At 68.7% G+C, this 22936-nt stretch carries 24 protein-coding genes; 11 read left to right on the forward strand and 13 right to left on the reverse strand.

Translation table 11 applies throughout. The features are described 5' to 3' along the window. The 5 genes from BBX35_RS15455 (at nucleotide 1) to BBX35_RS15475 (ending at nucleotide 3504) form a co-directional block, all read left to right on the forward strand. Nucleotides 1-1584 (forward strand): Na+/H+ antiporter subunit D, encoded by a 1584-nt coding sequence (locus BBX35_RS15455; protein WP_067221906.1) that lies wholly within the window; start codon nucleotides 1-3, stop codon nucleotides 1582-1584. Then, nucleotides 1581-2057, forward strand: a complete 477-nt coding sequence (locus tag BBX35_RS15460; RefSeq protein WP_067221908.1) for a Na+/H+ antiporter subunit E — start codon at nucleotides 1581-1583, stop codon at nucleotides 2055-2057. The genes BBX35_RS15455 and BBX35_RS15460 overlap by 4 nt, the downstream gene beginning before the upstream one ends. Further along, on the forward strand, nucleotides 2054-2416 hold the full coding sequence (locus tag BBX35_RS15465) for a cation:proton antiporter (RefSeq protein WP_067221909.1): 363 nt from the start codon (nucleotides 2054-2056) through the stop codon (nucleotides 2414-2416). Before BBX35_RS15460 ends, BBX35_RS15465 begins: the two co-directional genes overlap by 4 nt. After that, nucleotides 2413-2748, forward strand: coding sequence for a monovalent cation/H(+) antiporter subunit G (gene mnhG / locus BBX35_RS15470; protein WP_067221911.1), 336 nt, complete (start codon nucleotides 2413-2415; stop codon nucleotides 2746-2748). Before BBX35_RS15465 ends, mnhG begins: the two co-directional genes overlap by 4 nt. Before the next feature lie 339 nt (nucleotides 2749-3087). Beyond that, nucleotides 3088-3504, forward strand: a complete 417-nt coding sequence (locus BBX35_RS15475; RefSeq protein WP_067221912.1) for a Ros/MucR family transcriptional regulator — start codon at nucleotides 3088-3090, stop codon at nucleotides 3502-3504. 124 nt (nucleotides 3505-3628) lie between these two features. Here the strand turns inward: BBX35_RS15475 and BBX35_RS15480 are convergent, their stop codons facing one another. From BBX35_RS15480 to BBX35_RS15490, 3 genes are all read right to left on the reverse strand, one after another. Next, nucleotides 3629-4681 carry an ABC transporter ATP-binding protein gene (locus BBX35_RS15480; protein WP_067221914.1) on the reverse strand — a complete coding sequence of 351 codons (1053 nt, stop codon included), beginning with the start codon at nucleotides 4679-4681 and terminating at the stop codon, nucleotides 3629-3631. Nucleotides 4682-4823: 142 nt separating this feature from the next. Continuing rightward, nucleotides 4824-5510 carry a hypothetical protein gene (locus BBX35_RS15485; RefSeq protein ID WP_208979856.1) on the reverse strand — a complete coding sequence of 229 codons (687 nt, stop codon included), beginning with the start codon at nucleotides 5508-5510 and terminating at the stop codon, nucleotides 4824-4826. 256 nt (nucleotides 5511-5766) lie between these two features. Beyond that, entirely contained in the window at nucleotides 5767-5991 is a 225-nt protein-coding gene (locus tag BBX35_RS15490; RefSeq protein ID WP_141687870.1) for a hypothetical protein, read from the reverse strand. A gap of 224 nt (nucleotides 5992-6215) precedes the next feature. Here BBX35_RS15490 and BBX35_RS15495 point away from each other — a divergent pair, with 224 nt between their 5' ends. The 3 genes from BBX35_RS15495 to BBX35_RS15505 all read left to right on the forward strand — a co-directional run bounded on the left by BBX35_RS15495 (nucleotide 6216) and on the right by BBX35_RS15505 (nucleotide 10327). Beyond that, the gene (locus BBX35_RS15495; protein WP_171901469.1) at nucleotides 6216-7490 is read left to right on the forward strand and encodes a DUF2336 domain-containing protein; all 1275 of its coding nucleotides are present in this window, start codon (nucleotides 6216-6218) and stop codon (nucleotides 7488-7490) included. Nucleotides 7491-7626: 136 nt separating this feature from the next. Next, the gene (locus BBX35_RS15500) at nucleotides 7627-8604 is read left to right on the forward strand and encodes an ABC transporter substrate-binding protein (protein ID WP_425274605.1); all 978 of its coding nucleotides are present in this window, start codon (nucleotides 7627-7629) and stop codon (nucleotides 8602-8604) included. Nucleotides 8605-8611: 7 nt separating this feature from the next. After that, nucleotides 8612-10327, forward strand: a complete 1716-nt coding sequence (locus BBX35_RS15505) for an ABC transporter permease (protein WP_083206354.1) — start codon at nucleotides 8612-8614, stop codon at nucleotides 10325-10327. Nucleotides 10328-10334: 7 nt separating this feature from the next. Here the strand turns inward: BBX35_RS15505 and BBX35_RS15510 are convergent, their stop codons facing one another. The 4 genes from BBX35_RS15510 to BBX35_RS15525 form a co-directional block, all read right to left on the reverse strand. Then, complete coding sequence (locus BBX35_RS15510; RefSeq protein ID WP_067221919.1) at nucleotides 10335-10607, reverse strand: hypothetical protein; 273 nt, start codon at nucleotides 10605-10607, stop codon at nucleotides 10335-10337. A gap of 137 nt (nucleotides 10608-10744) precedes the next feature. Further along, nucleotides 10745-11086 (reverse strand): DUF1491 family protein, encoded by a 342-nt coding sequence (locus BBX35_RS15515; protein WP_067221920.1) that lies wholly within the window; start codon nucleotides 11084-11086, stop codon nucleotides 10745-10747. A gap of 52 nt (nucleotides 11087-11138) precedes the next feature. Next, nucleotides 11139-12050 (reverse strand): peptidoglycan-binding domain-containing protein, encoded by a 912-nt coding sequence (locus BBX35_RS15520; RefSeq protein ID WP_067221922.1) that lies wholly within the window; start codon nucleotides 12048-12050, stop codon nucleotides 11139-11141. Nucleotides 12051-12073: 23 nt separating this feature from the next. Then, the gene (locus BBX35_RS15525; RefSeq protein WP_083206356.1) at nucleotides 12074-13921 is read right to left on the reverse strand and encodes a sensor histidine kinase; all 1848 of its coding nucleotides are present in this window, start codon (nucleotides 13919-13921) and stop codon (nucleotides 12074-12076) included. Between the two features lie 325 nt (nucleotides 13922-14246). On the opposite strand from BBX35_RS15525, the gene BBX35_RS15530 reads away from it, so the two are divergent. The 3 genes from BBX35_RS15530 to BBX35_RS15540 all read left to right on the forward strand — a co-directional run bounded on the left by BBX35_RS15530 (nucleotide 14247) and on the right by BBX35_RS15540 (nucleotide 16222). Continuing rightward, nucleotides 14247-14741 (forward strand): DUF5330 domain-containing protein, encoded by a 495-nt coding sequence (locus BBX35_RS15530; protein WP_067221925.1) that lies wholly within the window; start codon nucleotides 14247-14249, stop codon nucleotides 14739-14741. 370 nt (nucleotides 14742-15111) lie between these two features. Then, complete coding sequence (locus BBX35_RS15535) at nucleotides 15112-15543, forward strand: SufE family protein (RefSeq protein WP_067221927.1); 432 nt, start codon at nucleotides 15112-15114, stop codon at nucleotides 15541-15543. 130 nt (nucleotides 15544-15673) lie between these two features. Further along, nucleotides 15674-16222: a DUF3291 domain-containing protein gene (locus BBX35_RS15540; RefSeq protein ID WP_067221929.1), complete on the forward strand. Its 549-nt coding sequence runs from the start codon at nucleotides 15674-15676 to the stop codon at nucleotides 16220-16222. A gap of 252 nt (nucleotides 16223-16474) precedes the next feature. On the opposite strand, the gene BBX35_RS15545 is transcribed toward BBX35_RS15540, so the two are convergent. From BBX35_RS15545 to BBX35_RS15570, 6 genes are all read right to left on the reverse strand, one after another. Further along, complete coding sequence (locus BBX35_RS15545) at nucleotides 16475-17323, reverse strand: DUF6456 domain-containing protein (RefSeq protein ID WP_067221930.1); 849 nt, start codon at nucleotides 17321-17323, stop codon at nucleotides 16475-16477. A gap of 3 nt (nucleotides 17324-17326) precedes the next feature. Then, a complete protein-coding gene (locus BBX35_RS15550; protein WP_083206357.1) occupies nucleotides 17327-17800 on the reverse strand; it encodes a helix-turn-helix domain-containing protein in 474 nt (157 codons plus the stop codon). Nucleotides 17801-18320: 520 nt separating this feature from the next. Next, nucleotides 18321-19391, reverse strand: a complete 1071-nt coding sequence (locus BBX35_RS15555; RefSeq protein WP_208979857.1) for a serine hydrolase domain-containing protein — start codon at nucleotides 19389-19391, stop codon at nucleotides 18321-18323. A gap of 53 nt (nucleotides 19392-19444) precedes the next feature. After that, nucleotides 19445-20062 (reverse strand): DUF1254 domain-containing protein, encoded by a 618-nt coding sequence (locus BBX35_RS15560; RefSeq protein WP_208979858.1) that lies wholly within the window; start codon nucleotides 20060-20062, stop codon nucleotides 19445-19447. Continuing rightward, a complete protein-coding gene (locus BBX35_RS15565) occupies nucleotides 20059-20718 on the reverse strand; it encodes a DUF1214 domain-containing protein (protein WP_067221933.1) in 660 nt (219 codons plus the stop codon). The genes BBX35_RS15560 and BBX35_RS15565 overlap by 4 nt, the downstream gene beginning before the upstream one ends. Next, on the reverse strand, nucleotides 20715-22931 hold the full coding sequence (locus BBX35_RS15570; protein WP_083206358.1) for a transglycosylase domain-containing protein: 2217 nt from the start codon (nucleotides 22929-22931) through the stop codon (nucleotides 20715-20717). Before BBX35_RS15570 ends, BBX35_RS15565 begins: the two co-directional genes overlap by 4 nt. Between the last annotated feature and the right edge of the window lie 5 nt (nucleotides 22932-22936).

Below are 22936 nucleotides of genomic sequence, written 5' to 3' on the forward strand. Positions count from 1 at the left end.
ATGGCCGCTTCCGACTACTCCGTTGATATTTCGCAGGCCATGCGGATGGATGCGGTCCCGCCGGGTGACTGGCTGATGATCGCTCCGCTGGTCATCACCATTCTCGGCGGCGCGCTCTGCCTGATGACGCGCAAGAACACCAGCTCCCAGCCGAAGATCGCGATCATCTTCCTGACGCTGCTGGTCTTCGCCTGCGCCGGCTTGCTCGCCCGCGTGCTCGATAAGGGCGTGCTGACCATGGTCGCCGGCAACTGGTTGCCGCCCTTCGGCATCGCCTTCACGGTGGATGCGATGGGCGCGACCCTTGCCCTGACCTCGTCCATTGTCGCACTGGCGGCGGCCGTGTTCGGCATCAACGACATCGACAGCTCCGGACGGCGCTACGGCTTCTATCCGTTCCTGCTGCTGATGATGACCGGCGTCTGCGGTGCGTTTCTGACCGGCGACATCTTCAACCTCTATGTGTGGTTCGAGGTGCTGCTGATCTCGTCCTTCGGCCTGCTGGTGCTCGGCAACGAGCGCGCCCAGCTGGACGGCGCGGTCAAGTACGCCCTGCTGAACATCATCGCCACGACGCTGTTCCTGATCGCCACGGGCCTTCTCTACGGCATCCTCGGCACGCTCAACATGGCCGACATCGCCCGCAAGGCAGCGTCCAGCGGCGTCGATGGCCCGCTGATGACGGTCGCGGTGCTGTACTTCCTGGCCTTCGGCATGAAGGCGGCGGCCTTCCCGGTCAACTTCTGGCTGCCGGCCTCGTACCACACGCCGCGCATCGTCGTGGCGGCGGTGTTCGCCGGCCTGCTGACCAAGGTCGGCGTCTACGCGCTGCTGCGCATCTTCGGCGTGTTGCTGCCCGATGCCCGTGTGGTCCTGTCCGACCTGATTGCCGTGGTGGCCATCGCCACCATGCTGACCGGCGTGATCGGTGCGCTCGCCCAGACCGACCTGCGCCGCCTGCTCGGCTATCTGGTCATCTCCGGCATCGGCTCGATGCTCGCCGGCCTTGCCATGGGCACCGGACCGGCGATGGCCGGTGCGATCTTCTACGCCGTCCATTCGATCCTGGTGATGACGGCGCTCTACATGACCGCCGGTGTCATGCGCGCGCTCGGCGGATCCTATTCGCTGCGCGAGCTCGGAGGCCTCTACCGGGCCAGCCCGGTGCTCGGTGCGGTGTTCCTGATGCTGGCCTTCGCCGTGTCCGGCCTGCCGCCGTTCTCCGGCTTCTGGCCGAAGGTGCTTCTGGTCGACGCGGCGCTGCGCGACGGGCACGGCTGGATCGCCGGTGCCATCCTGCTGACCGGCCTTTTGACCACCATCGCCGTCGGCCGGGTGTGGATCTACGCCTTCTGGCGGGGCGGGGCGGAAGGGACGGCCGACGGCCAGCTCACCACCGCGCTCGTCGTCCCGCGTGAGGTCGGCGGAGCCGCCGTCTGGCTGCCCATCGCCCTGCTGCTCGGCCTGGTGGTGGTGATCGGCCTGCAGCCCGAGTTCATGATGCAGGTGGCGCAACGCGGCGCCCTGACCCTGGTCGAGCCGCTCGGCTACCTGCGGTCCGTCTTCGGAGACATCGTCCAATGACCGGCCTTTTCCTCATCAACATCCTGCTGGCGCTCGCCTGGGGCGCCGTCACCGGCAGCTTCGCCGAGGTCAACCTGTTCTTCGGCTTCGTGCTCGGCATGATGGCGCTGTACATCATCCGCGAGCAGGTGGGCTCGGACCGGTACCTGCGGCGTTTCTGGCAGATCGGTACGCTGGCTCTTCTGTTCATCTACGAGCTGGTGCTGTCGGCGCTGCGCGTCGCGGCCATCGTGCTGCGGCCGAAGATCGACCTGAAGCCGGGCATCATCGCCTATCCGCTCACCGTGGACCGGGATTTCGAGATCACCATGCTCGCCAATCTGATCACGCTGACGCCCGGCACCCTGTCCGTCGACGTCTCCGATGACCGCCGTACGCTCTATGTCCATTGCATCGACGTGCCGGACAAGCAGGCGACCATCGACGACATCAAGAACGGTTTCGAACGCAAGATCCTGGAGGCCTTCCGATGAGCGGCCTTGCCAATTTCTCCTCCGACTTCCTCAACATCTGCGTCAGCATCTCGCTGGCGATCCTGACGGTGTCCTTCGTCCTGATCGTGCTGCGCATCGTCAAGGGGCCGACGCTGCCCGACCGGGTGGTGGCGCTCGACATGCTGGTCGCCGTCGGCATCGGCTTCATCGCCGCCATCGGCGTCCAGACCGACTACTACCTCTATGTGGACATCGCGATTGCGCTCGGTCTCGTCGGCTTCCTTGCGACCGTCGCGTTCGCCCGTTTCGTGCTGAACCGCGGCCTGGCCAAGGATCCGACGATCGTCGACGAGATCCGCGATGCCCGCACGCGCGCTGCGCAGGAGGCTGGCCGATGACCCCGTTCTACGAAATCGCCGTCGGCATCGTCCTCGTCGTCGGCTCGATCTTCTCGCTGATCGCCACCATCGGCCTGCTGCGGCTGAAGGACGTCTACATGCGCATGCATGCCGGATCGAAGGCGGGAACGCTCGGCTCCGGCCTGATGCTGATCGCGCTGGCGGTTCACGCCGGCGAGGTCGACGTGCTCACCCGTGCGCTGGCCGGCGTGGTGTTCTTCCTGCTGACCGCCCCCGTCGCCGCGCATCTGCTGGCCAAGGCCGCCTATCAGGCCGGCTATCAGCCCTGCTCGGATACCCATATCGACGAGATGGCAGACGAGCCGAAGTGACGTTACGGCCCGCGCCGCTCTGTCGGTGCGGGTCTATTCTTGCCAGGGCAATCGCCCAGATTTCGCCTTTTTATTCGCGATCTGCTTTTCTTGCTTTTGCGAATTCTAAACCGGCCTTGGCAATCGATAGGCATTTAGGCGAAGCTACATGGGTTTCATTGAAAAATTTCTCTTGTGATCGCGATTTTGTCGATATATACGACACCCATGGGTTTCGGTCGACAGAATCGAAGTCAGATATTATCTCGCGTCAGTATCCCAACAGTACGCTGAGCTTGTCTGGTCGTAATTTTTGTCGGTCTATTTCGCAAAGTTCCGAATAAACTGATGGGTGGAATAATGACTGATACGGTCGCCGACGACAATCTCATCGACCTGACCGCCGACATCGTCTCGGCCTATGTCTCGAACAATACAGTCGCTTCGTCCGACCTCGCCGGTCTGATCAACGAGGTCTACAACGCTCTCCAGCGCACCAGCGGCTCGACCGTCGAGCCGGAGCCGGAGCCGCTGCGTCCGGCCGTGCCGGTGAAGAAGTCGGTCACCCCCGACTACATCATCTGCCTGGAAGACGGTAAGAAGTTCAAGTCGCTGAAGCGCCACCTGCGCACGCACTACGACATGTCGCCGGAAGAGTACCGCGAGAAGTGGGGCCTGCCGACCGACTACCCGATGGTGGCGCCGAACTATGCGGCAGCCCGTTCGGAGCTGGCGAAGAAGATGGGCCTCGGCCAGCAGCGCAAGCGCGGCAAGTAAGCCCTGCCGGACGGCTTGGCGCGGCTGCAGGGCCGACGCACAAGCCGACAGGTTTCAGACCGCTGCGGAGCGATCCGCAGCGGTTTTTGTTTGTGGGCTCTCGTTTTCGCCAGGGAAGGGGGGCTCAGCCGTCCTGCGGCAGCAGCCAGCCGCCGGTGATGCGCACCGGCACCCTCTCACCGGGCGCGACCTTCCGGGCAAGGTGCAGGACCAGCGGCTCGTCGATACCGGTCAGGTCGGCCGTCGCCTCGAAGAAGCCGCCGCGATAGCTCGCATGCAGGACCGTTGCGCTCAGCGCGCCGTCGCCGGCCTCGGCGCGGATGTCCTCTGGCCGCAGCACCACCCTGCCGGCTCCGGGCCGCGCATCGCCAGGTGCGCGCACCTCAAGCGTCAGGCTGCCCGACTTGACCTGCGCCATGCCGTTTTCCGCCGCTGCCACGTTCACCCTTGTCAGCGCCGAACGACCGATGAAACGGGCGACCCGCTCGCCGGCGGGGCGCTGATACACCGTCTCGGGGCTGGCGGCCTGCAGCAGTCGTCCTTCCCACAGGATCGCGATGCGATCGGCCAGTGCCATTGCTTCGCGCTGGTCGTGGGTGATGTAGAGCGTCGTCGCGCCGGTCTGGCGGTGGAACTGTGCGAGTTCCTCTTCCATCGACTGGCGCAGATGCGGATCGAGGTTGGCCAGCGGCTCGTCCATCAGGATGGTGCCGGCCTGCTGGGCGATACAGCGGGCAAGGGCGACGCGCTGGCGCTGGCCGCCCGACAGCGAGGCGGGCTTGCGTGCCGCGAAGGCCGCCAGTCCCACCTTGTCGAGGCTGGTCTCCACACGCGCCTTGCGTTCGCCTGCGGCAAGCCCGGCGCTTTCCACCGGAAAGGCGACGTTGTCGTGCACGCTCATATGCGGCCACAAGGCGTAGGACTGAAACACCACGCCGACATTGCGCGCTTCCGGCGGCACGTGCCGGGAGGGGGAGGCGACTGTCTCGCCGCCGATGGCGATCTCGCCCTCGTCAGGCGTTTCCAGCCCGGCGATCAGCCGCAGCAAGGTGGACTTGCCGCAGCCGGAGGGGCCGAGAATGGCGAAGAAGCTGCCCGCCTCCACATCCAGCGTGATGTTGGAAACGGCCGTCTGCTGGCCGAAGCGCTTGGTCAGCGCGCGAAGGGAAACCGACATGGGGCTCCGGTGCTGTGCTCGGGGAGGGAGGGCGGCCTGGCGTTGTGCTTAACCGCGCGGGCGCCTGCCCGCAAGCGCGCCGCATCGCATGCCCCATCGCATGACTGTGTGAGGATTGCGTGACAGCGGCCGCCCCGCCGGCTCACTTCACCGGTGCCGGCCGCTCGGTGCCCCAGTTGGAATAGATGCGCGAGCGCCGCGTTTCCTCTTCCTGGCCGTAGCGGTTGATCGCCTCGCAACCCTTTTCCAGCAGCACCACCTCGGCGGCGAGCTTCTTCCAGGCAACGTTCGCATCCCACACCTTGTTGTGGGACGGCGTCTCGATCTCGAGGGCGTCGATGGCGTTGCGGTAGGAGACGAGGCGATAGCGCAGCGCCTGGCTGGCCCAGTCGACATAGCGGCGGTTTTCCCAAACCCGCGCCTGGGCGCCCGCCAGTTCTTCCTTGGTGGAGATGTCGCGGCGGCCGAGGGCGCGCAGCCGCTCTTCGTCGGCGGCCATCACCCGCGTCGCCACCTCGCAGAAGGGCGGAACCAGTTCCGCGTCGGACAGCGCGTCGGCGGCCACCTTGTCGTAGCGCACTTCGCTGGAGCGGTACTTGTCCGAGCGCAGGTAGGAATAGTAGCGGTCCGGGTCGAGCTTGTTGGCGGTCTCCGGCAGGATCCGCGTGCGGATCAGCTCGGTGCGCGTGCCTTCGATCCAGTCCTCGGTCGCCGGCGGGCGGATCAGCGTCCAGCCCCGGTCGCGCATTTCGCGCTCGTCGTCCGTGAGGTTGAAGCGCGACATCGGTTCGCCGCGCGCCACGGCCAGTTCCGATCCGACCTGCGGCATCAACGTGTCGTGGATGACCGACGGCGTCGGCCGTCCGAAATCGCCCGTCGGCCGCTGGCAGGCGCCAAGCACGAGAAGGGACAGGCTGGCCGAGGCAAGCAGCAGCGTACGCCAAGACGCAGGGCGCAGTGCGTTCTGTCGCCTCGCGGACCCCGGCTTCCTTGCCGTGGCCGCTAGCACTGTCGGACGGCGGATCGTCACGCTTTGCTCTTTCCCGTCGTGGCCTGCACGCCCCGGACGGGGCGGGCGGTCCGGCTCAGTGAGCCTTGCCGGGATCGCGGTCCAGACCCGGGTGCTCAAGGCTATCCTGTTTGCGCCCGATTCGCGCGCCGAGATCAAGCGCTTGAACGTCGTCGTGACGCTCGATCCTCACGCCTGGAAAGATGACGATCTCCGCCGAGACGTGGCGGCCGCGCGGCGAGGTCCGGCGGGCGGGACGCCCCGGCCGATAACCGCAGTGAAAGTTCAGCACGGTGCCCATAGCACCCTCCATGAGCCAACCCGGTGCGCGGTGGCGCTCCGGCCCCAGACCCCTGGCAGGTCACGCGATACCTACTGCCGTTAGGTCAGTAGGAACGAGTCAGGGTTAACAACTCGCTAACGCTTTTCTGGCAGTTTTACGCAGTTCGCTGCCGGAAGGTTCACTTCGTGAAGGGCCGATGGTGGCGGGCGCGTGTAAATGCGTAGCGCAGGCAGTCCCGGCCCGTGTCCAGTTCCTTTGACGTTTCAGGCAAGTCCTTGTCTCCCGGCGCTTCCCTTGAGGAAAGCGTGCCGGATCGCCGCCGTCCGCATCACCGGGCGATGGAAGGCGTTATCGACCTGCCGATGGAGCCGGGCGAGGCCCGCAAGGCGGGGCTGCTGCTGGCCGCCACCGAGCTCTATGTCGCGCGCCAGGGTCACGATGCTTCCGAGCGACGCATCTTCGCCGAGCTGTTCCGCCAATTGCTGCCCGAGACGCCGGCCGAGCATCGCCTGACCATCGCGCGATTGCTTGCCGCAGCGCCCGAGACGCCGCCGGAGTGCCTCAGCCTGCTTGCCGCCGATCCCGACAGCGAGATTGCCGCCGCGGCTCTGGCCGCCGAGACCGCCTTGCCCGAGACCGATCTCATTGCCCGGGCCGCCAGCGGCGATGCCGCCGTGCACCGGGCCATCGCCGCACGCTCGCAAATGCCGGGGACCGTCGCCGGCGTGCTGCTGCGCCATGCCGATGCGCCGACGCTGAAGGTGCTGCTCGCCCGTCCCGACTGCCCGCCGGATGAGCGCGTTCTGGAACTGCTGTCGGCGCGCGAGGACATGCTGCGCGCATTGGCCGCCGATCTTGCCCGCCGTCACGCCCTGCCGGCGCCGCTGCTTTTCGCCCTGTTCCTCGACCTCGACAGCGCCGGCCGGATGGAGGCGATCGCGGCTGCGGAAGCGCGCGCGCTTGCCGAGCTCGCCCGTCGCGGCGACCCGAAGCTGCTCAACGTTGCCTTCAAGCCCGCCGTGCTGGAGGCGCTCGTCGAGGCGGCGCTGTCCGGCGGCCTCGCCGTCTTTGCCGCGCGCCTTGCCCATGCGCTGGCGCTGCCGGCGGAAACCGCCGCCCGTATCGTCGACGACCCCGGCGGGGAGGCCCTGGTTCTGGCGCTGCGGGCGCTCGGAACCGGCGACAGCGAAAGCGGCCGCATTCTGGTTCGGGTGCTCGGCCAGACGGCCGCGCTGGAGCACCTGCGCGGCCTCGTCGCCCTGCACGACCGGGTCACCCCGCGTGCCGCGATGCTGGTGATGGAGGGGCTGCATGCCGGCCCGGCCAGCGCCGTGGAGCAACTGGCCACGGCCCGCGAGGAGGCGCCGCGCGCCGCGCTCGCCCGCGCGCGCGGGGCAGGGCTCGTCTCGCCTTATGGCGGCGTGTCCCATGCCGAGCGCCGCGACGCACAGGCCGGGCGCGCCTCGACGCCGTCCACCACTCCGGCGGCGGCACCCTCGCGCCGCGATGCCGGCTGACGGCCGGCTGGCCCCCGTAAAAAATCCTGAGCGTCTGGGCCGGGGCACAAGAAACTGTTACATGCGCCTGCTATGGCCCCTGATCGCGCCCGTTCGCGACGAACGGGACACCACGCCATTCACGGGGTTTCGCATGATCAAGACCAAGCTGCTCGCAGCCCTCATGACGGTTTCGCTCGCAACGCCGGCCTTCGCCGAGTTGTCCGGCAAGCTGGTGCTGTACACCTCCCAGCCCAATGCAGATGCGCAGCAGACCGTCGATGCCTTCAAGGCCAAGCATCCCGGCCTCGAGATCGAGTGGGTTCGCGACGGCACGTCCAAGGTGATGGCCAAGCTGCAGGCCGAGTTCGCCGCCGGCGACCCGCAGCCGGACCTGCTGCTGATTGCCGACACGGTGACCATGGAGAGCCTGAAGAAGGAAGGCCGCCTGCTCGCCCACGAGGGCGCGGACGTCTCCGCCTACGATCCGGCGATCATGGACAAGGACCGCACCTACTTCTCCACCAAGCTGATCACCACCGGCATCGTCTACAACACCGGCGCCTCGATGGTTCCCGGGTCCTACAAGGACCTCCTGAAGCCGGAGGCCAAGGACAGCTTCGCGATGCCCTCGCCGCTGACTTCGGGCGCGGCGACCATCCACATGATCTCGGTGACCAGCCATCCGGATCTCGGCTGGGCCTTCTACGAAGGGCTGTCGGAGCAGGGCGCGCTGGCCCAGGGCGGCAATGGCGGCGTCTACAAGGCAGTTGCCGGCGGCGAGAAGCTCTACGGCTTCCTGGTCGACTTCATGGCGATCCGCGGCGCCGCCGAGGGCGCGCCGGTGGCCTTCGTCTTCCCGGAAGAGGGCGTCTCTGCCGTCACCGAGCCGGTCGCGATCCTCAAGACTGCGAAGAATGTCGAGGCCGCCAAGGCCTTCGTCGATTTCCTGATCTCGGAAGAGGGCCAGGCCCTTGCCGCCTCGCAGGGCTACCTGCCGGCGCATCCGGGCGTGCCCGCGCCGGAGGGCTTCCCCTCCCGCGACAAGATCAAGCTGCTGAACTTCGATCCGGCTGCCGCGCTCGAGGGCGATGCCGCCAACAAGATGAAGTTCGAAGAGATCTTCGGCGGGTAATCGAGGCTTGCGCAGTCCGTCCGCCTTCACGATTGCCGGCGGCGAGGGGTTCTCCCTCGCCGCCGTCGCCTTTCTGGTCACGCTGCTGTGCGGCGTGCCGCTGGCGTTGCTCTTCGCCATCGGCCTGACCAGCGAGGGTGGGCTGTCGCTCGGTCCCCTTGCCGAGACGCTTGCCTCCCGCTCCGTGCAGCGGGCGCTGTGGAACTCGCTGGAGAGCAGCTTGCTCTCCGCCTGCCTTGCCACCGTGCTCGGCACCGTGCTGGCGCTGGCTCTCGGGCTGACCAACGTGCGGGCCAAGGCGCCGTTGGTCTTCCTTATCCTGCTGCCGATGATGATCCCGCCGCATGTGACGGCGATCGCCTGGAGCCAGGCGTTGGGGCCCGCATCCCCGGTGCTCCAGACGCTGGGGCTGGCGCCGGCGGCCGGCGCGCCGCATCCGGTCTACTCGCTGACCGGCCTCGTCGCGCTGCTCTCGTTCCAGCACATGCCCATCGTCTTCCTGGTGGTGCGGGCGGGCCTGCGCGCCTTTCCGCGCGAGCTCAGCGATGCCGCCCGCGTCTCCGGCGCCCGTACCCCGCGGCTGTTGTGGCGAATCACGCTGCCGCTGCTGGCGCCCTCGCTCCTGGCCGGGTTTGTGCTCGCCTTCGTCAGCGCGCTCGGCAATTTCGGCATCAATGCGCTGGTCGGCATTCCCGCCCGCTACACCACGTTGCCGGTGCTGATCTGGCGGCGTCTGGCCGGCTACGGCCCCTCGGTGATCGGCGATGTCGCGCTGATTTCCATGCTGCTCGGCATCGTCACCCTCGGCCTCGTCGCGATCCAGGTTCTGCTGCAGCGGCGCATGCGCAACGCACTCGTCGGACTGCCGCAACAGCCGCTGGCCGTCGATCTGGGCCGTGCCCGTCTTTCCGTCGAGGCGACCGTCTGGATGCTGCTGGCGGCCACCTTGCTGCTGCCGGCGCTGTCGCTCTTCGCCACCTCGTTGATGCGCACCTACGGCCTGCCGCTGGTCGCAAGCAGCCTGACGCTGGAGAACTACGCGGAGATCCTGTTCCGTCAGGCGGTAACGCTCCGCGCCTTCGCCAATTCGACGATAGCGGCCGCGCTGGCCGCGCTGTTGATCGCCGGCCTGTCGATCCTGCTCGGCTATTTCCTGGCCATGCGCCGGGGCATGGCGCGCCGGCTGGCCGGACTGGTCGCGGCCCAGGCCGATGTCGCCTACGCGGTGCCGGGCCTCGTCATGTCCATCGCCTTCATCCTGATGTTCCTGCGTCCGCTGCCGGTGCTCGGCGTCAGCCTCTACGGCACGATGGCGATTATCCTGCTGGCCTATGTGGCGGTGTTCCTGGCCATCGGGCTGAACTCGGTGATGGCCGCCTACATGCAGGTGGATGCGAGCCTCGACGATGCGGCGCGGGTTTCGGGCGCCGGCTTCTTCCGCCGCCTGACGCGGGTGCACGCACCGCTGGTCGCGCCGGCGGCTGCCTCCGGCGCGATCCTCGTCTTCCTCACCTCCTACAACGAGGTGACGGTCTCCGCGCTGTTGTGGTCGAGCGGCAACGAGACGATCGGCACGACGATCTTCAACTACGAGGATGGCGGCTACACGACGCTTGCCGCCGCCATGTCGAGCGTGACCGTGGTCGCGACCGTGCTGGTGATGCTGGCGGTCAACGCACTCGCCCGCCACGTGCCGGCAGGCGCCATTCCCTGGAAGGACTGAGGCAGGACTATTGCGGAGGTAGCGAGCCGCCGGCCTGCGCTTCGGCAAGAGCTGCGCCGAGCGCGCGTGCCTGTCTCAGCGCCAGCAGCCGGTTCGGGTCATGGGCCCAGGAACCGGCAAGGCCGAGCTGCCGCTCCGCCGCTGCTGCCCGCTCCAGCCAGCGGATCTCGTCGGCGGGAGATATCCCCGCCGGCACGCCGAGCCGCGCGGTCACCCTCGCATGGATGCCCGAAAGCGGGATATCCCCGTCGCCGCCACTGCCTGTATATTTAGTCCCCATCGGCCCCGCTCTCGTCGTTCGCAAGCCACTATGCGGTCGGCGGGCCGGGGCGGGGATAGAGTTCGGCGGCAGGGGCCGCGGGAAGAGATCGGCGGGAAGGGATCGGCGGGAAGGGATCAGCGGGAAGGGATCGGCGCTCAGTCCGGTGCGACGTCCCAGAAGGTGCGGCCCTCGCGGTCCTCGATCTCGACCACCCAGATGTCCGGGTCCATGCGCCGTTCGGAGGCGAGCCGCGCCTCGACCTTTTCCCGCTCCGCGCGCTCGGCAAGACGCTCGAACAGCCGGTCGCCGACGGGCGCGTCCATGAACAGGCTTTGCGGGGCAGGGCCGTAGAGATCGCAGGTGCCGTCGCGCCGGTCGACCACCAGATAGATGGCGCCGGCTTCCTCCGCGCCCCTGGAGATCACGCCGGCCCAGGCGTTCTCGCCGAAGCAGCGACGGATCAGGGCCGAGACCCAGAAACCGGAAGTCAGGCGCATGGCAGTCCTTTCGCGGGGCGCAGCCGGGCGGTCAGCCCGGCCCGCCCTGGCCTTACAGCGGCCGGCCGAGCACCTTTTCCACCTCCTGCTCGACCATCGGGCCGAGCGCGCCGGTGATGGCGAGGCCCCGGTCGAGCTCGAACCGGCGGATGGCATTGGCGGTCTGTTCGCCGGCGAATCCGTCGACGCTGATCGGACCATAGCCCATTTCCGACAGCGCCGCCTGCAACCGGGCAATGCGGGCGCGGTCGCCGCTGAGCGCATTGCTGCCGACCGAGGCGGGCGGCACGGGGCCGGCATTTACCGGCGCGGAGACGGTTTGTGCGCGGGGTGCGGAAGGGCTGGGTACCGGCGGCGTGACGCGGGTGGTGCGCACCGAGCCCGTCGACGGGTTCGAGGCGCTGGACGCGGCCGGCGAAGGCTGACCCGAGGACGAGTGACCGGGTGCCGTCTGGGGAGGCAGCGGGGGCAGGGGCGGAAGGTTGTCCACGTCCGCACCGGTGTCCATGGCAAGGCGGGCCAGCAGCGCGGTATCGATATCGCCCGTCTCGGGCAGGCCGCGCGCGCGCTGGTAGGCGCGCACGCCGCGCTCCGTCGCCGGGCCGTTCAGTCCGTCGAGCAGGCCGCCATACATGCCGAGGCGCCGCAGCTCCACCTGGATGTCGCGAACCAGCCGCTGGCGCTCCAGCTGCGCCTCGGTGACCACCGGCGCGGCCGGCGCGCTGACCGGGGCTTCGCGGGTGGCGAAGAAGGGCGCCGGGTGGCGGCCGGACTGGAAGACGAGAGCGTTGGCGATGATCAGCCCGCCCGTCAGCGCCATGACCAGCCAGCCGCCGGCGGCGACCGGATTGTCGAGCGCGACGGCGCCCAGGCCCTGGGACGCAGGACGCGCCGGCGGCAGCGGTTCGTGCCGTCGTCCGCGCCGGGCGGCGGGAGCGGGCTGGTTTCGGGGCGAACGGCTCATTCTCTCAGTCTTCTTCCTGGCGCTCATGCGCTGCGCTTGATGTCATGTCCCGTGCTGCGGACGGCCTCCCTCCGGGGCGCCGCAAGTCTGTGCGAAAGTGTCGGCCGCGGAGCGGATATCCCCGCCTCGGCGGGCAGCGAGGGCAGGGCGACACTGACGCAGGTGCCTTCCCCCTCGCGGCTGTCCAGCGTCATGCGGCCGCCGCTCAAGGTGGTCAGGCCCTTGACCACGGCAAGGCCGAGGCCGGCGCCGTCATGCAGCCTTGCAAAGCCGGAGCTGGCCTGCACGAAGGGCTCCGTCACCCGCTCGTGGTCGGCCGGCGCGATGCCGATGCCGCTGTCGCGCACGCCGAAGACGAAGCCCTGCGGCTCGCAGCGGGCAAACAGCACGACGCGGCCGCCCTCCGGCGTGAATTTCAGTGCATTCGACAGCAGGTTCAACGCGATCTGGCGGCAGGCGCGCGGATCCGCGCTGACCTCGCCGAGCGACAGCGGCAGGTCGGCCGTCAGGCGCAGGCCGAGGCGCGCGGCCTCCGGCTCCATCATCCGGCGGCAGCTCTCGAGGCAGGTTCGCAGATCGAAGCGCTCGGCGGCGATGTCGAAATGGCCGGTCTCGATTCGCGCCATGTTGAGCATGTCGTTGACCAACTGCAGCAGATGGCTGCCCGACTGGTGGATGGTGCCAGCATAGTCGCGCACCCGCTGCGGATCGAAGGCGGCGGCGTTCGGCATGTCCCCGCGCAGGATGTCGGAGAACCCGAGGATCGCGTTGAGCGGCGTCCGCAATTCGTGGCTGACGGTCGCCAGGAAGCGGGAATGCGCGTCGCGCGCCTTCTCCGCCTCGGCGAGCGCCCGGTCGCGTTCCGTTGCAAGGGTCGTCTCGGCCGTGACGTCGCGCAGCACGCTGAAGGTGCCGGCATCGCTGCCGGGCGCCGGATGCACGGTCAGCTCGGCCGTGATGTAGCCCGGACGGCCGGCCTCGCCCGGCTGGTTTTCACCGCGGCGAAGGCGCAGGCGCAGGCTCTGGACCGCCCCATCCGAAGCAGCATCGCTGAGCGCCTTGAGATAGGCGGGACGGTCGCCGACATGGACGCGGGCGAACAGCCCGTCGCCGGTCAATTCCCGCGCGGCAGCGGACGGATGCCCGAGGCCCAGGATGCGTGCGGCCGCCTCGCCGGCCTCCTCGACGCGCCCACTGGGCCCGTGCCGCAGCACGGCTTCGCCGGCCAGCCGCGCGGCAAGGCCGGCGCGTGCCTCGCGCAGGACAAGGTCGCTCTCGCGGCGCCGGTTGGTCGCAGTGACGCGCAGCGCCAGCAGGCCGGCATGCAGCACGGCAAGCGTCGCAGCCAGCAGCGGAACCGGCAGGAAACCACCGATCGGCGCGGCCGCGGCAGCCAGGGTCCATCCGGCAAGGGCAGGGCCGACGGCCATCGCCAGCGTCACCGCGACGACGAGGACAATGCCGCGCCGGCGGCCGGCGAGCGCCGCTTCGACAGGGGCGAGCACCAGCAGCGGCAGCACGGGCGAGGAAAGCCCGCCGGTCAGCGCGGTAAGCACGCCGAAGCTCACCGCGAAGAGCAGCGCCGAGGCGATCTGTCCCCGCGCGAGCTCGCCGGTGCGCGAGACATACATGGCGAGCGGCAGATGCGCGGTCAGCCAGCCGAGAATCAACGCCACCGCAAGGGTGGTGATTCCGTTGAAGGCGAGCATCAGGGGAAGCAGGGCGAGCGCCAGCGCGCCGCAGGCGAGATGGCCGCGGATGAAGGCGCCGTGGCTGGCGCGAGCGGCCGTTTCATGGGCCGCATCCGGGTGGACCAGGGCATCGACATGGCTTGCCGCAAGCCTCAGCCGATCCTGCAAAACTGGCATCATTCTTGTCTTTCCGGCGCGTGGCCGTCTGCTCGACCTGTTGTGCCGCGATGGTCACAGGAACGGCTTAAGGAACCGTGAAACCTCAAGTTTTCGCGGCGCGCCGAAGGGCAGGAAAGGCGCGTGAAACGGCCCTGGGGAAGGCTTGGGAATTTCGATAAAATTTGAGACGAATTTTGCGAAAACTCGTCTCGAAATTGCGGAAAATTGAGAGCGGCGACTCAACTCGGCGTTGGAGGATGCGTGCTACATTGCGGGCATAACGGATCCGGCGACCGCCTCGCGGCGACCGGCCCCGAAGCAGAAATGACAGCCAAGGGCGGCAACCATGTTCTTTCTTCTCAGATGCGCATTCTGGATCGCGCTCGTGCTGCTGATCCTGCCGATCGACACCGGCGAGGACGGCAAGGAGAGCGCCGGCATCAACCCCGTGACCGCGTTCTTCGCGGCCCAGTCGACCATCAGCGACCTGTCGGGCTTCTGTCAGCGCAACCCGCAGACCTGCGAAACCGGCGGCCAGGCGATCTCGCAGATCGGCGCCAAGGCCAAGGTCAGTGCGCGGATGATCTATGAATACCTCGACGAGAACGGCGAGCTGACCACCGGCACGACCGGCACGCTGACCGCGACCGACCTCGAGCCGGTCTGGTCGCTGCCGCAGGGCGGACCGGCGACCACCGCCGAGACGGCCAGTGCTCCGGCGATGCCGGCCGCCGCCGACGCGACCGCCCAGCAGCGCTCGGCCCAGATCGCGCCGCTCCCGGCGCCCGGCCACGGCCCGGTCCCGCTGCCCCGTCCGAAGGGCGCCGACCGCCCCGCTTGACCGAAACCGGCACCGGGTCGCGCCCGCCGTGACCCGAGGCTCTTATCCCTGCGGCCTCTTCGGCCGGCGACCCGCCGACCACGACTGAGCCCGGATACTTTGTCCCCGGCCCGGCGGGTACGCCCGCCGACCGGGACCGCCGCAAGCCTCTCGACGTTTTTGCGCAAACTGAAGGCGGATCCTACCGCCGCCCGCGGGTGAACTGCTGCCCTGTTCGCCCGCGGGCTTTTTCTTTGTCTTCTGCCCTTTGCCCGAAACCTCGCCGCCGCCCCCGGTTCCCATCCCTTGCTGCACGGACTATATAGCGGGTCACGAAAGTCCGACCGTTCCGCGTTCCGTTCGAAGACCGCCCAAAGACCGATGGCTGCCCATGATCCCGCCGCTCGACGACATCCTTGAGAACTTCGACTTCCTCGAAGACTGGGACGACCGCTACCGCTACGTGATCGAGCTGGGGCGGATGCTGCCGGAGTTTCCCGACGAGGAGCGCACCGACGCCAACAAGGTGCGCGGCTGCGCCTCGCAGGTCTGGCTGGTGAAATCGGTGGAGCAGGGCGAGGACGGCGCGCCGCGGCTGGTGTTCCAGGGCGACAGCGACGCCCATATCGTCAAGGGGCTGGTCGCCATCGTGCTCGCCACCTATTCCGGACGCAGCGCCGCGGAGATCGCCAGGACCGATATCGACGAGATCTTTTCGCGCATCGGCCTCAAGGAGCACCTGTCGGCGCAGCGGGCGAACGGCCTGAAATCGATGGTCGACCGCATCCGCGCGGATGCCCGCGCCGCACTCGCCGAGGCCTGAGGCAGGCTTTTCTCGCAGGCTTGGGCGGTTGATGTCGCCACCCGTCCGTTTCGAGAACGGTTGCGGTGTCGTAGATGTGCTTTCGGGTTCCCCGGGGCACGATCCCGCATCACGATGTTCGGAGGCTTGGATGCGAGATCACAGGCTCGCCGTCTACACATTCAATCAGTTTGTTGCTCCTTACCAGTCGGACCGGATACGGGGCTTCAGAGAAGCCGAGCCGGGAACGTTCCTGGCCATTGAAAATGCAGAAGGATTTGTCGCTCGCTCCGGATACGAGGGTGAGGAAGGACCTTCAAGTTGGGGAGAGCAGGTTTTCCCGCACTGCTGGACGAACAGCAATGGCGATGGCTGGGCACCGTCGACCCTCTCCTTGTGGGCGTCCCTGGAAGCGCTGATGGCGGCAACGTATCAAGGGCCGCACGGGAAAGTGCTGCGCAACGGCAAAGACTGGCACGTGCCCGCAGATCACATCCCGGAATATGTCCTGTGGTGGGTTGCGGAAGGTGACACCCCCGACTGGGCGGAAGCGGTTGGCCGTTTCGAGGAGCTGATGGAGAACGGTCCAAATCCCCGCGCCTTTACGTTCAAAGCCGCGTTCGATCCGATTGGCAGGCCGTATAAGCCCGATGTCGCACGGATGAAGGATCTCGCGAGACAGACTGCTCAGAAGAGCTGATGGTTTTGGCGGTGCCGGCCTGGGGCGCCGGCTTCGCGCCATTGCCTGCCCGGCGGATACCGGATACCTGCTTGTCGCAGGTATGACAGCGGTGGGGGAGGCGATGCCGTCCCGCCTCACCCCGGCCGAGGGTGCCAATGGTTCCCGGCTCTGCGCTGACGCGCGGCCGGGATGACGTCCTGAGAAAGTCACGCGTCCCTTGTGCGGAGGGACGGTCGCAAGGCGACAAGGGGGGAGGCTCAGGCCGCCTGCTCAGCCGTAGCCGTAGTGGCGGGCGAGCCGCGTCAGCCCCAGCAGCAGGACCACCTTGGCGGAGCGGGGCGGCCAGCGCCGCTCGCGCTCGACCTGCTCCAGCCCCTTGAGCTCGCAGCACACGTCGATCAGCACGCCGGCAAGTTCCGGCCCGACCTCCCGCATCGCCCGTTCCAGGCGAGCGCGCGCGGCCAGCGTGGTGTCGGTCAGCTCGACAAGCCCGCCGCGCGGATCGCGCCCGCTGCTGCTGCCGCCACCGCTGCCGAGCGCTGACCAGGCCATGCCGCGCATCCCCGGCACGATGGCGCCATGGGTGTGATCGGCGCGCAGCCGCTCGCCGGCGGCGAACTGGCCGTCGTCGAGGATCGGCTCGCCGGTGCGGCCGCGCCGCCGGCGCAGCCAGGCGAGCGGGCTCTCGGCATGGTTGACGGTGACGATCTCGTCGGCCGCCCCGGCAATGGCGATGCGCCGGGTCCCGGTCTCCCGGTGCTGGGCGGCGAAATCCTCCTCGCCCGATGCCATGCGGCGGAGCCGGGCACGGCCGGCCTGCGACAGGACGAGGCGCCCCTTGCCGCCGCGCTCCACCAGCCCGGCGGCGAAGGCCGCCCGCAGCTGCGCCGGATCGACAGCAAAAGTGGGATCAAGGGAGGAAGAGGAGCCGGGAGAGGGCGAGGCGGGCGAGGCCGGAGTGCCTGCTCCCGGGGCGCCGCGTTCGGAGCCGGCGGTGCCGCGTCCGGCGCGGGCGGCGCACAGCCGCAAGCCCTTTTCCGCCGTTTCCTGAAGATGCCAGGCGGGCGCCGTGCCGAGCCGGGCGAGAAGACGGTCGAGCGCGCGTTGCGAGGGCGCCATGGCTCAGGCCTCCGTCCCGCAGACGGGAAGGGCGCGGGCCGGAAGGGGGTGGGTGGCCAGGGTCCGGGCGGCCTGGGACTGGATGGCGGGCGGGCGAGCGGGCAGGGCGGCGAGCCCGGCCTGCAGCGCGGTCTCCAGACCGCCGATCATCGCATCGAACTCCGGCTCGTCGCGCCGGTCCTCGACCAGCCGGCAGGCATGGGCGACGGTGGTGCGGTCGCGGCCGAACTCGCGGGCAATGTCGGTGAGCGTGCGCCCGAGAATGACGTGATGCAGATACATGGCGATCTGCCGGGCGAGCGCGACATGGGCGCGGCCGCGGCTCTGCTGGGCAAGGTCGGTCGCCTCCACCTCGAAGACCGACAGGACACAGGCGGTGACGAGCAATCCCGCCCCCCGCAGCGGACGGGCCCGAGGGGCCGCGGATACGCCGACGGCCAGGCCGCCGAGGTCTGAAATTCCCGACACTCCAGTCATTCCTGCCTCCATTTATCAATTTTAGGTTTATATTCCTATATCATTACGGGAAAAATACCCGCACGGGGATAAGTGCGGTTGCGCCTTTGTTTTTTGCGTGCAGCGCGCGGGTCTGGCGGGGAGGCGGCAGGGGAGAGAGGGGCGCACGGACGCGCTGCGCCGGCCCTGGGGCCGCGCAGGTGCTAGGTCGTGGACTCACAATTGTGCCGGAAACGGCGTTCGTTCGGGCAAAGATATGCCAGGAGGAGCGCGATGGCCGGGGCAGGTCCCCCGGCCGAGCGATCCGACGCCGCAGATCGAAGCTCGAACGGCGCCCTTCGGGTATGCCGGAACCCGCCGGCAACAGCGTCGCAAGTCCTTGAAAACCTAATGGTTTCCTGCGGCCTTGCTCCTTGTATCCGATCGGGTTCGGGCATACCGTTTCTCGACAGAATTGTGAGTCCACGACCTAGCGCGCTATCCACGGCCGGGGTCGGGGGATCGGAAAAGGGAAGGCGGGTGCGGTCGGCTGTGCGCCGGCCTATTTGCCGAGCAGGCGCTTTGCTTCCGGCACGGCGAAGTCGAGCAGGACCTTGATGGAGGTCTGCCAGCTCTCGGGATCGTTGTAGCGCCCGGCGAAGGAGGCGACGACGAGGCCGGGGTCGGGCTGCACGGTCAGCCGTTGGCCGCCATTGCCGACCGCGACGGCGATGGTGCGCTCCGGTGCGCCGACGAGATACCAGAGATAGCCGTATTGCGTGCCGTCATTGACCACGGCCCGCGGCTCGAACGACAGCTCCAGCCAGTCGCGGGGTACGATCTGCCGGCCGTCATGGACGCCGTAATCGGCGACGAGCTGGCCGATGCGCGCGAGATCCGGCAGCGTCAGCCGCAAGCCGGAGGCGGCCGAGGGCTCGCCATCGGCGCCGGCGACCCAGTCGAAGGTCTCGATGCGGAGCGGCGCGAAGAGCTTTTCCTGCGCATAGCGGTCGAGCGGCAGGCCGGTGCCGGTCTCGATCAGCTTTGCCAGCAGGGCGACGGCGCCGCCGCTGTAGATCCAGGTCTTGCCCGGTGCCTCGCGGATCGGCTGTTCGAGAATGAAGCGGTAACGGTCCGGCGCGTTCTCCATCGCGATCTCGCTGTTGCGCGGATCGCTGTAAGGCAGGTCCTCGTCCCATTCGGTCCCCATCTGCATCGACAGGGCGTGGCGGACCAGGATGAGCTCGCGGCCGGGCTGTGCCATGAGGTCCGGATATTGCGGGAACTGCGCGTAGAGCGGGGCGTCGGGCGCCGGAACCTTGCCCTCGGCAAGCGCGATCCCGTAGAGCAGGCCGACGACGGACTTGGTCACCGAACGCAGGTCGTGCAGCGAGCCGGCCGAGTGCTCCTGCAGGCCCTGCGGCAGGCCCCAGCGCTCGTCTTCGCCCGGAAAATAGACCTCGGCGAGCCGCTGGCCCCGAAAGTCGATGATGGCGCCGTGCAGGCCGGGCAGCTCTCCGGCCGCAAAGCTCGTGCGGAGCTGGTCGTTCAGCGATTGCGCGTCGACGGGAAGCATGGTGCCGATCCAGAAAAGCGAGGCTGCGCACAGGCGCCGGGCGGGTTCAGAAAACATGCGGGCCTCGATGGCGGTGGGGATGCTAGCGGCGGCGATGAACGGGGCCGGTGTCACAGGCCGCGGCAGGTCGCCTGCGCCATCGCCGTCTCGATCCGCTCGCGCAGCAGCGGCTCGCCGTCGAAGGCGCGCAGCAGGGCGTAGCCGTGGGTGGCGTCGGTCTCGATGACGATGAGGTCTTCCAGGCCCTCCGGCGGGTTCTCGCGCAGGACGCTGAGCTGCTCGGTGGTGATCACCAGCACTTCCAGCCTGCCGCCGGCGCCGGAAGTGCGGTCGTTGAGGCTGTAGATCGCGCGCCCGCCGGCATCGAACAGGGCGAAGGACCAGAACGGCGGCGGCAGCGCCGCCTCGATCTTCAGCGGGCCCTCGTTCAGATCGTAGCGGCAGGCGGCATGCAGCATCATCGGGTCGAGCATCGGCAGCGGCTCGGCGCCGGCCTCCACGTCCGGCAGGCGGTTGAACACCCCGTCCGGACCGAAGGCGGCGACCCGCGCATAGGCGCTTTCCGGCACCTGGCCCGGCACGCCGAGCACGATGGCGATGTGGATGATGCCGCCGAGAAAGAGCCCGGCCAGCACCAGCAGCAGCACGCGCACGACGACCATGCCGTCGAACGCATCGCGAAGCCGGGCGCGCAGCCCGGGTGCAGCGGAGCGGGCGCGCACGCTCATCGGCAGGTCCCCCGGCGGATCTCCGGCATCGGCACGTTGGCGACGCCCGTGCCGGTGGTCAGCGGCGTGTCGTAGAGGCGCAGCGCCAGCACCAGACCCTGCGCCGTGTTCGACGTCGGCAGCCAGTTGCCCGGCCGGGCGCGGGCCGCGGCGGTGATGGTGAAGTCGCCGTCCGGCCGGCGCAGCAGGTGGCGGCTGTCGACGCCGCTGCGCGGCGAGACGTCGGCCACCAGCCGCATCTCGCTGTCCAGCGCCACCAGCGTCCACAGCCGGGCCGGGGCCGCCTGGCCGGAAATCTCGTAGTCGCAGCGCGGCGACAGCGCCGCGCCGGTGCTGTCGGTCTCGGCAAGGAACATCAGCCCCTCGCCGCTGGCCAGCGGCACGCGCCCGGTGCGGGCATGGGTGGCGGTGGAATAGGGATCGGCCTCGCGGGTGCCCTGGCGCGGCCGGGCCTCCCACACGCCGAGCCGCAGCGCGCCGAAGGCCGGCGCCCGCTCCACGGCGAGATAGGCGGTCGAAAAGCCGGTGGCCATCGCAACGGCGATGACGATGGCGAGATCCAGCGCCAGACTGCGCCGGCGCCGCCGCAGAATGGAGGGCACCCGGTCCGGCCGCAGGCCGTCGGTCTCCGGATCGTGGAAAAGGGCGAGTGTCACCGGGCGACGGGCTCCGCCTGTCCTGAAAGCTGCAGCGCGGCGGGCGCTTCGGCCCGCTTGCCGATGGCATCCAGCCGCGCGCCGATCTCCTGCAGCACGGCGATGGACTGCACCCGCAACAGGCGCGGCCGGTCGGAGCCGGCGCCCTCGGCGACCGGGATGGCGCCATCCTCGCGCGCCGGGCGGTCGACGCCCGGCATCGGCCGCAGCTCGATGCCCTTGTGGGCATACTCCATGATCGACTGCCAGGTCATCGCCGGCAGGCTGCCGCCGGTCATCCGGGCGGTGGAGGTGAAGTCGTCATTGCCGAACCACACGGCCGCCGCGTAGTTGCCGGTGTAGCCGACGAACCAGGCATCGCGATAGGCCTGGGTGGTGCCGGTCTTGCCGGCGGCGGTGACGCCCTCCACCCGGGCGCGCCGGCCGGTGCCGTTCTCCACCACGTTGACCAGCACGTCGTTCATCTCGCCGGCCTTTTCCTCCGGGAAGATGCGCTCGGGCGGCGCCCGGTCGTTGGCCTGCTCGTAGATGATGTCGCCTGCGGAATTGCGCACCTCGAGGATCGCGGTCGGCACGACCTTCAGCCCGCCGCTGGCGAAGCTGGCATAGGAGGCGGCCATGTCCAGCACCTTCACCTCGGCGACGCCGAGCGGCAGCGGCCGGGTGATCTTGATCTCGGTGGTGATGCCCATCGCCTTGGCATAGTCGACGATCTTGTCGCGGCCGATGGCCTGGGCGAGGCGCACCGGCACGGTGTTGATCGACTTGGTCAGCGCGGTCTTCAGCGTCACCGGGCCGGCATAGCCGCGCGAGTAGTTGCGCGGGCTCCAGCCGCCGATGGAGATCGGCGCATCGGGCACCACGGAGGCGGGCGAATAGCCGTTCATGAAGGCGGCGATGTAGACGAAGGGCTTGAACGAGGAGCCGGGCTGGCGGACCGCGTCGACCGCGCGGTTGAACTGGCTTTCGCCGTAGTCGCGCCCGCCGACCATGGCGCGCACGGCCCCGGTTTCCGGCACGACGACGGCGACGGCGCCCTCGCGCACCCGGTAACGCTCGCCATGCTGGCGCAGGTTCTCGAGAACGGCGCGCTCGGCCTGGCGCTGCAGGCCGGGATCGAGCGAGGTGCGCACCGTGACGATGCGGTCGTTGGCGAGCGCGGGATGGGTGCGCGCCAGCTCCTTCACCTCGTTGAACGCGTAGTCGAGGAAGTGGTCCGGCGAGCGGTCCTTGCTGCGGTCGATGGCGACCGCCGGATTGCGCCTGGCGCCGATCACCTGGCCCTCGGTCATGAACCCGGCCTGGACCATGTTGGTCAACACGTCGTTGGCGCGCGCGCGCGCCGCCGGCAGGTTGATGTGCGGGGCGTATTTGGTCGGCGCCTTGAACAGGCCTGCGAGCATGGCCGATTCCGCAAGGCTCAGCTCGCGCACGTTCTTGCCGAAATAGAACTCGGACGCGGCGGCGACGCCGAACGTGCCGCCGCCCATATAGGCGCGGTCGAGATAGAGCTTGAGGATCTCGCGCTTGGAGAGGTTCATCTCCAGCCACAGCGCCAGGAAGGCCTCGTTGATCTTGCGCTCCAGCGTGCGCTCGTTCGACAGGAACAGGTTCTTGGCCAGCTGCTGGGTGATCGAGGAGCCGCCCTGCACGACGGTGCGGGCGCGCATGTTCTCCACCATGGCCCGCATGGTGCCCATCACGTCGATGCCGAAATGGTAGAAGAAGCGCCGGTCCTCGGTCGCCAGCGCCGCCTTGATCAGGTGGTCGGGGATCTCCTCCAGCGGCACCGTGTCATTGAGCAGGATGCCGCGCTTGCCGATCTCGTTGCCGAAGCGGTCGAGGAAGGTGACGGAGAAGTCCTCGGTGGTGCGCCAGTCGGCGCGCTCGGTCTGCTGGAAGGCGTCCTGGGCGAGAGCCAGCATCAGGATCAGGCCGAGCAGGCCGAAGGTCACGCCGTCGGAGGCAAGCTCCGCAGCGACACGCCCCGCACCGCGGGCGCGGAACCGGCGCAGCCAGGCCGAATAGCCCTCCGCGCCTGCGCGCAGGCCGGAAAACGAGCGCCACAGCGCGGTGTCGACCCACGCATCGACCGACAGCATGGCCGAGCGCACGCGGGCGCCGAACGGGCGCCGCCCCGACGGCTGCTTCCCCGAAGGCGGGGCCGGCTGCGGGTTGTCCTGCGGGTCGGCATCGCCGGATCGCTGGTTCACCTTGG

It is taken from the genome of Stappia indica (genome assembly GCF_001696535.1).
Lineage (GTDB): Bacteria > Pseudomonadota > Alphaproteobacteria > Rhizobiales > Stappiaceae > Stappia > Stappia indica.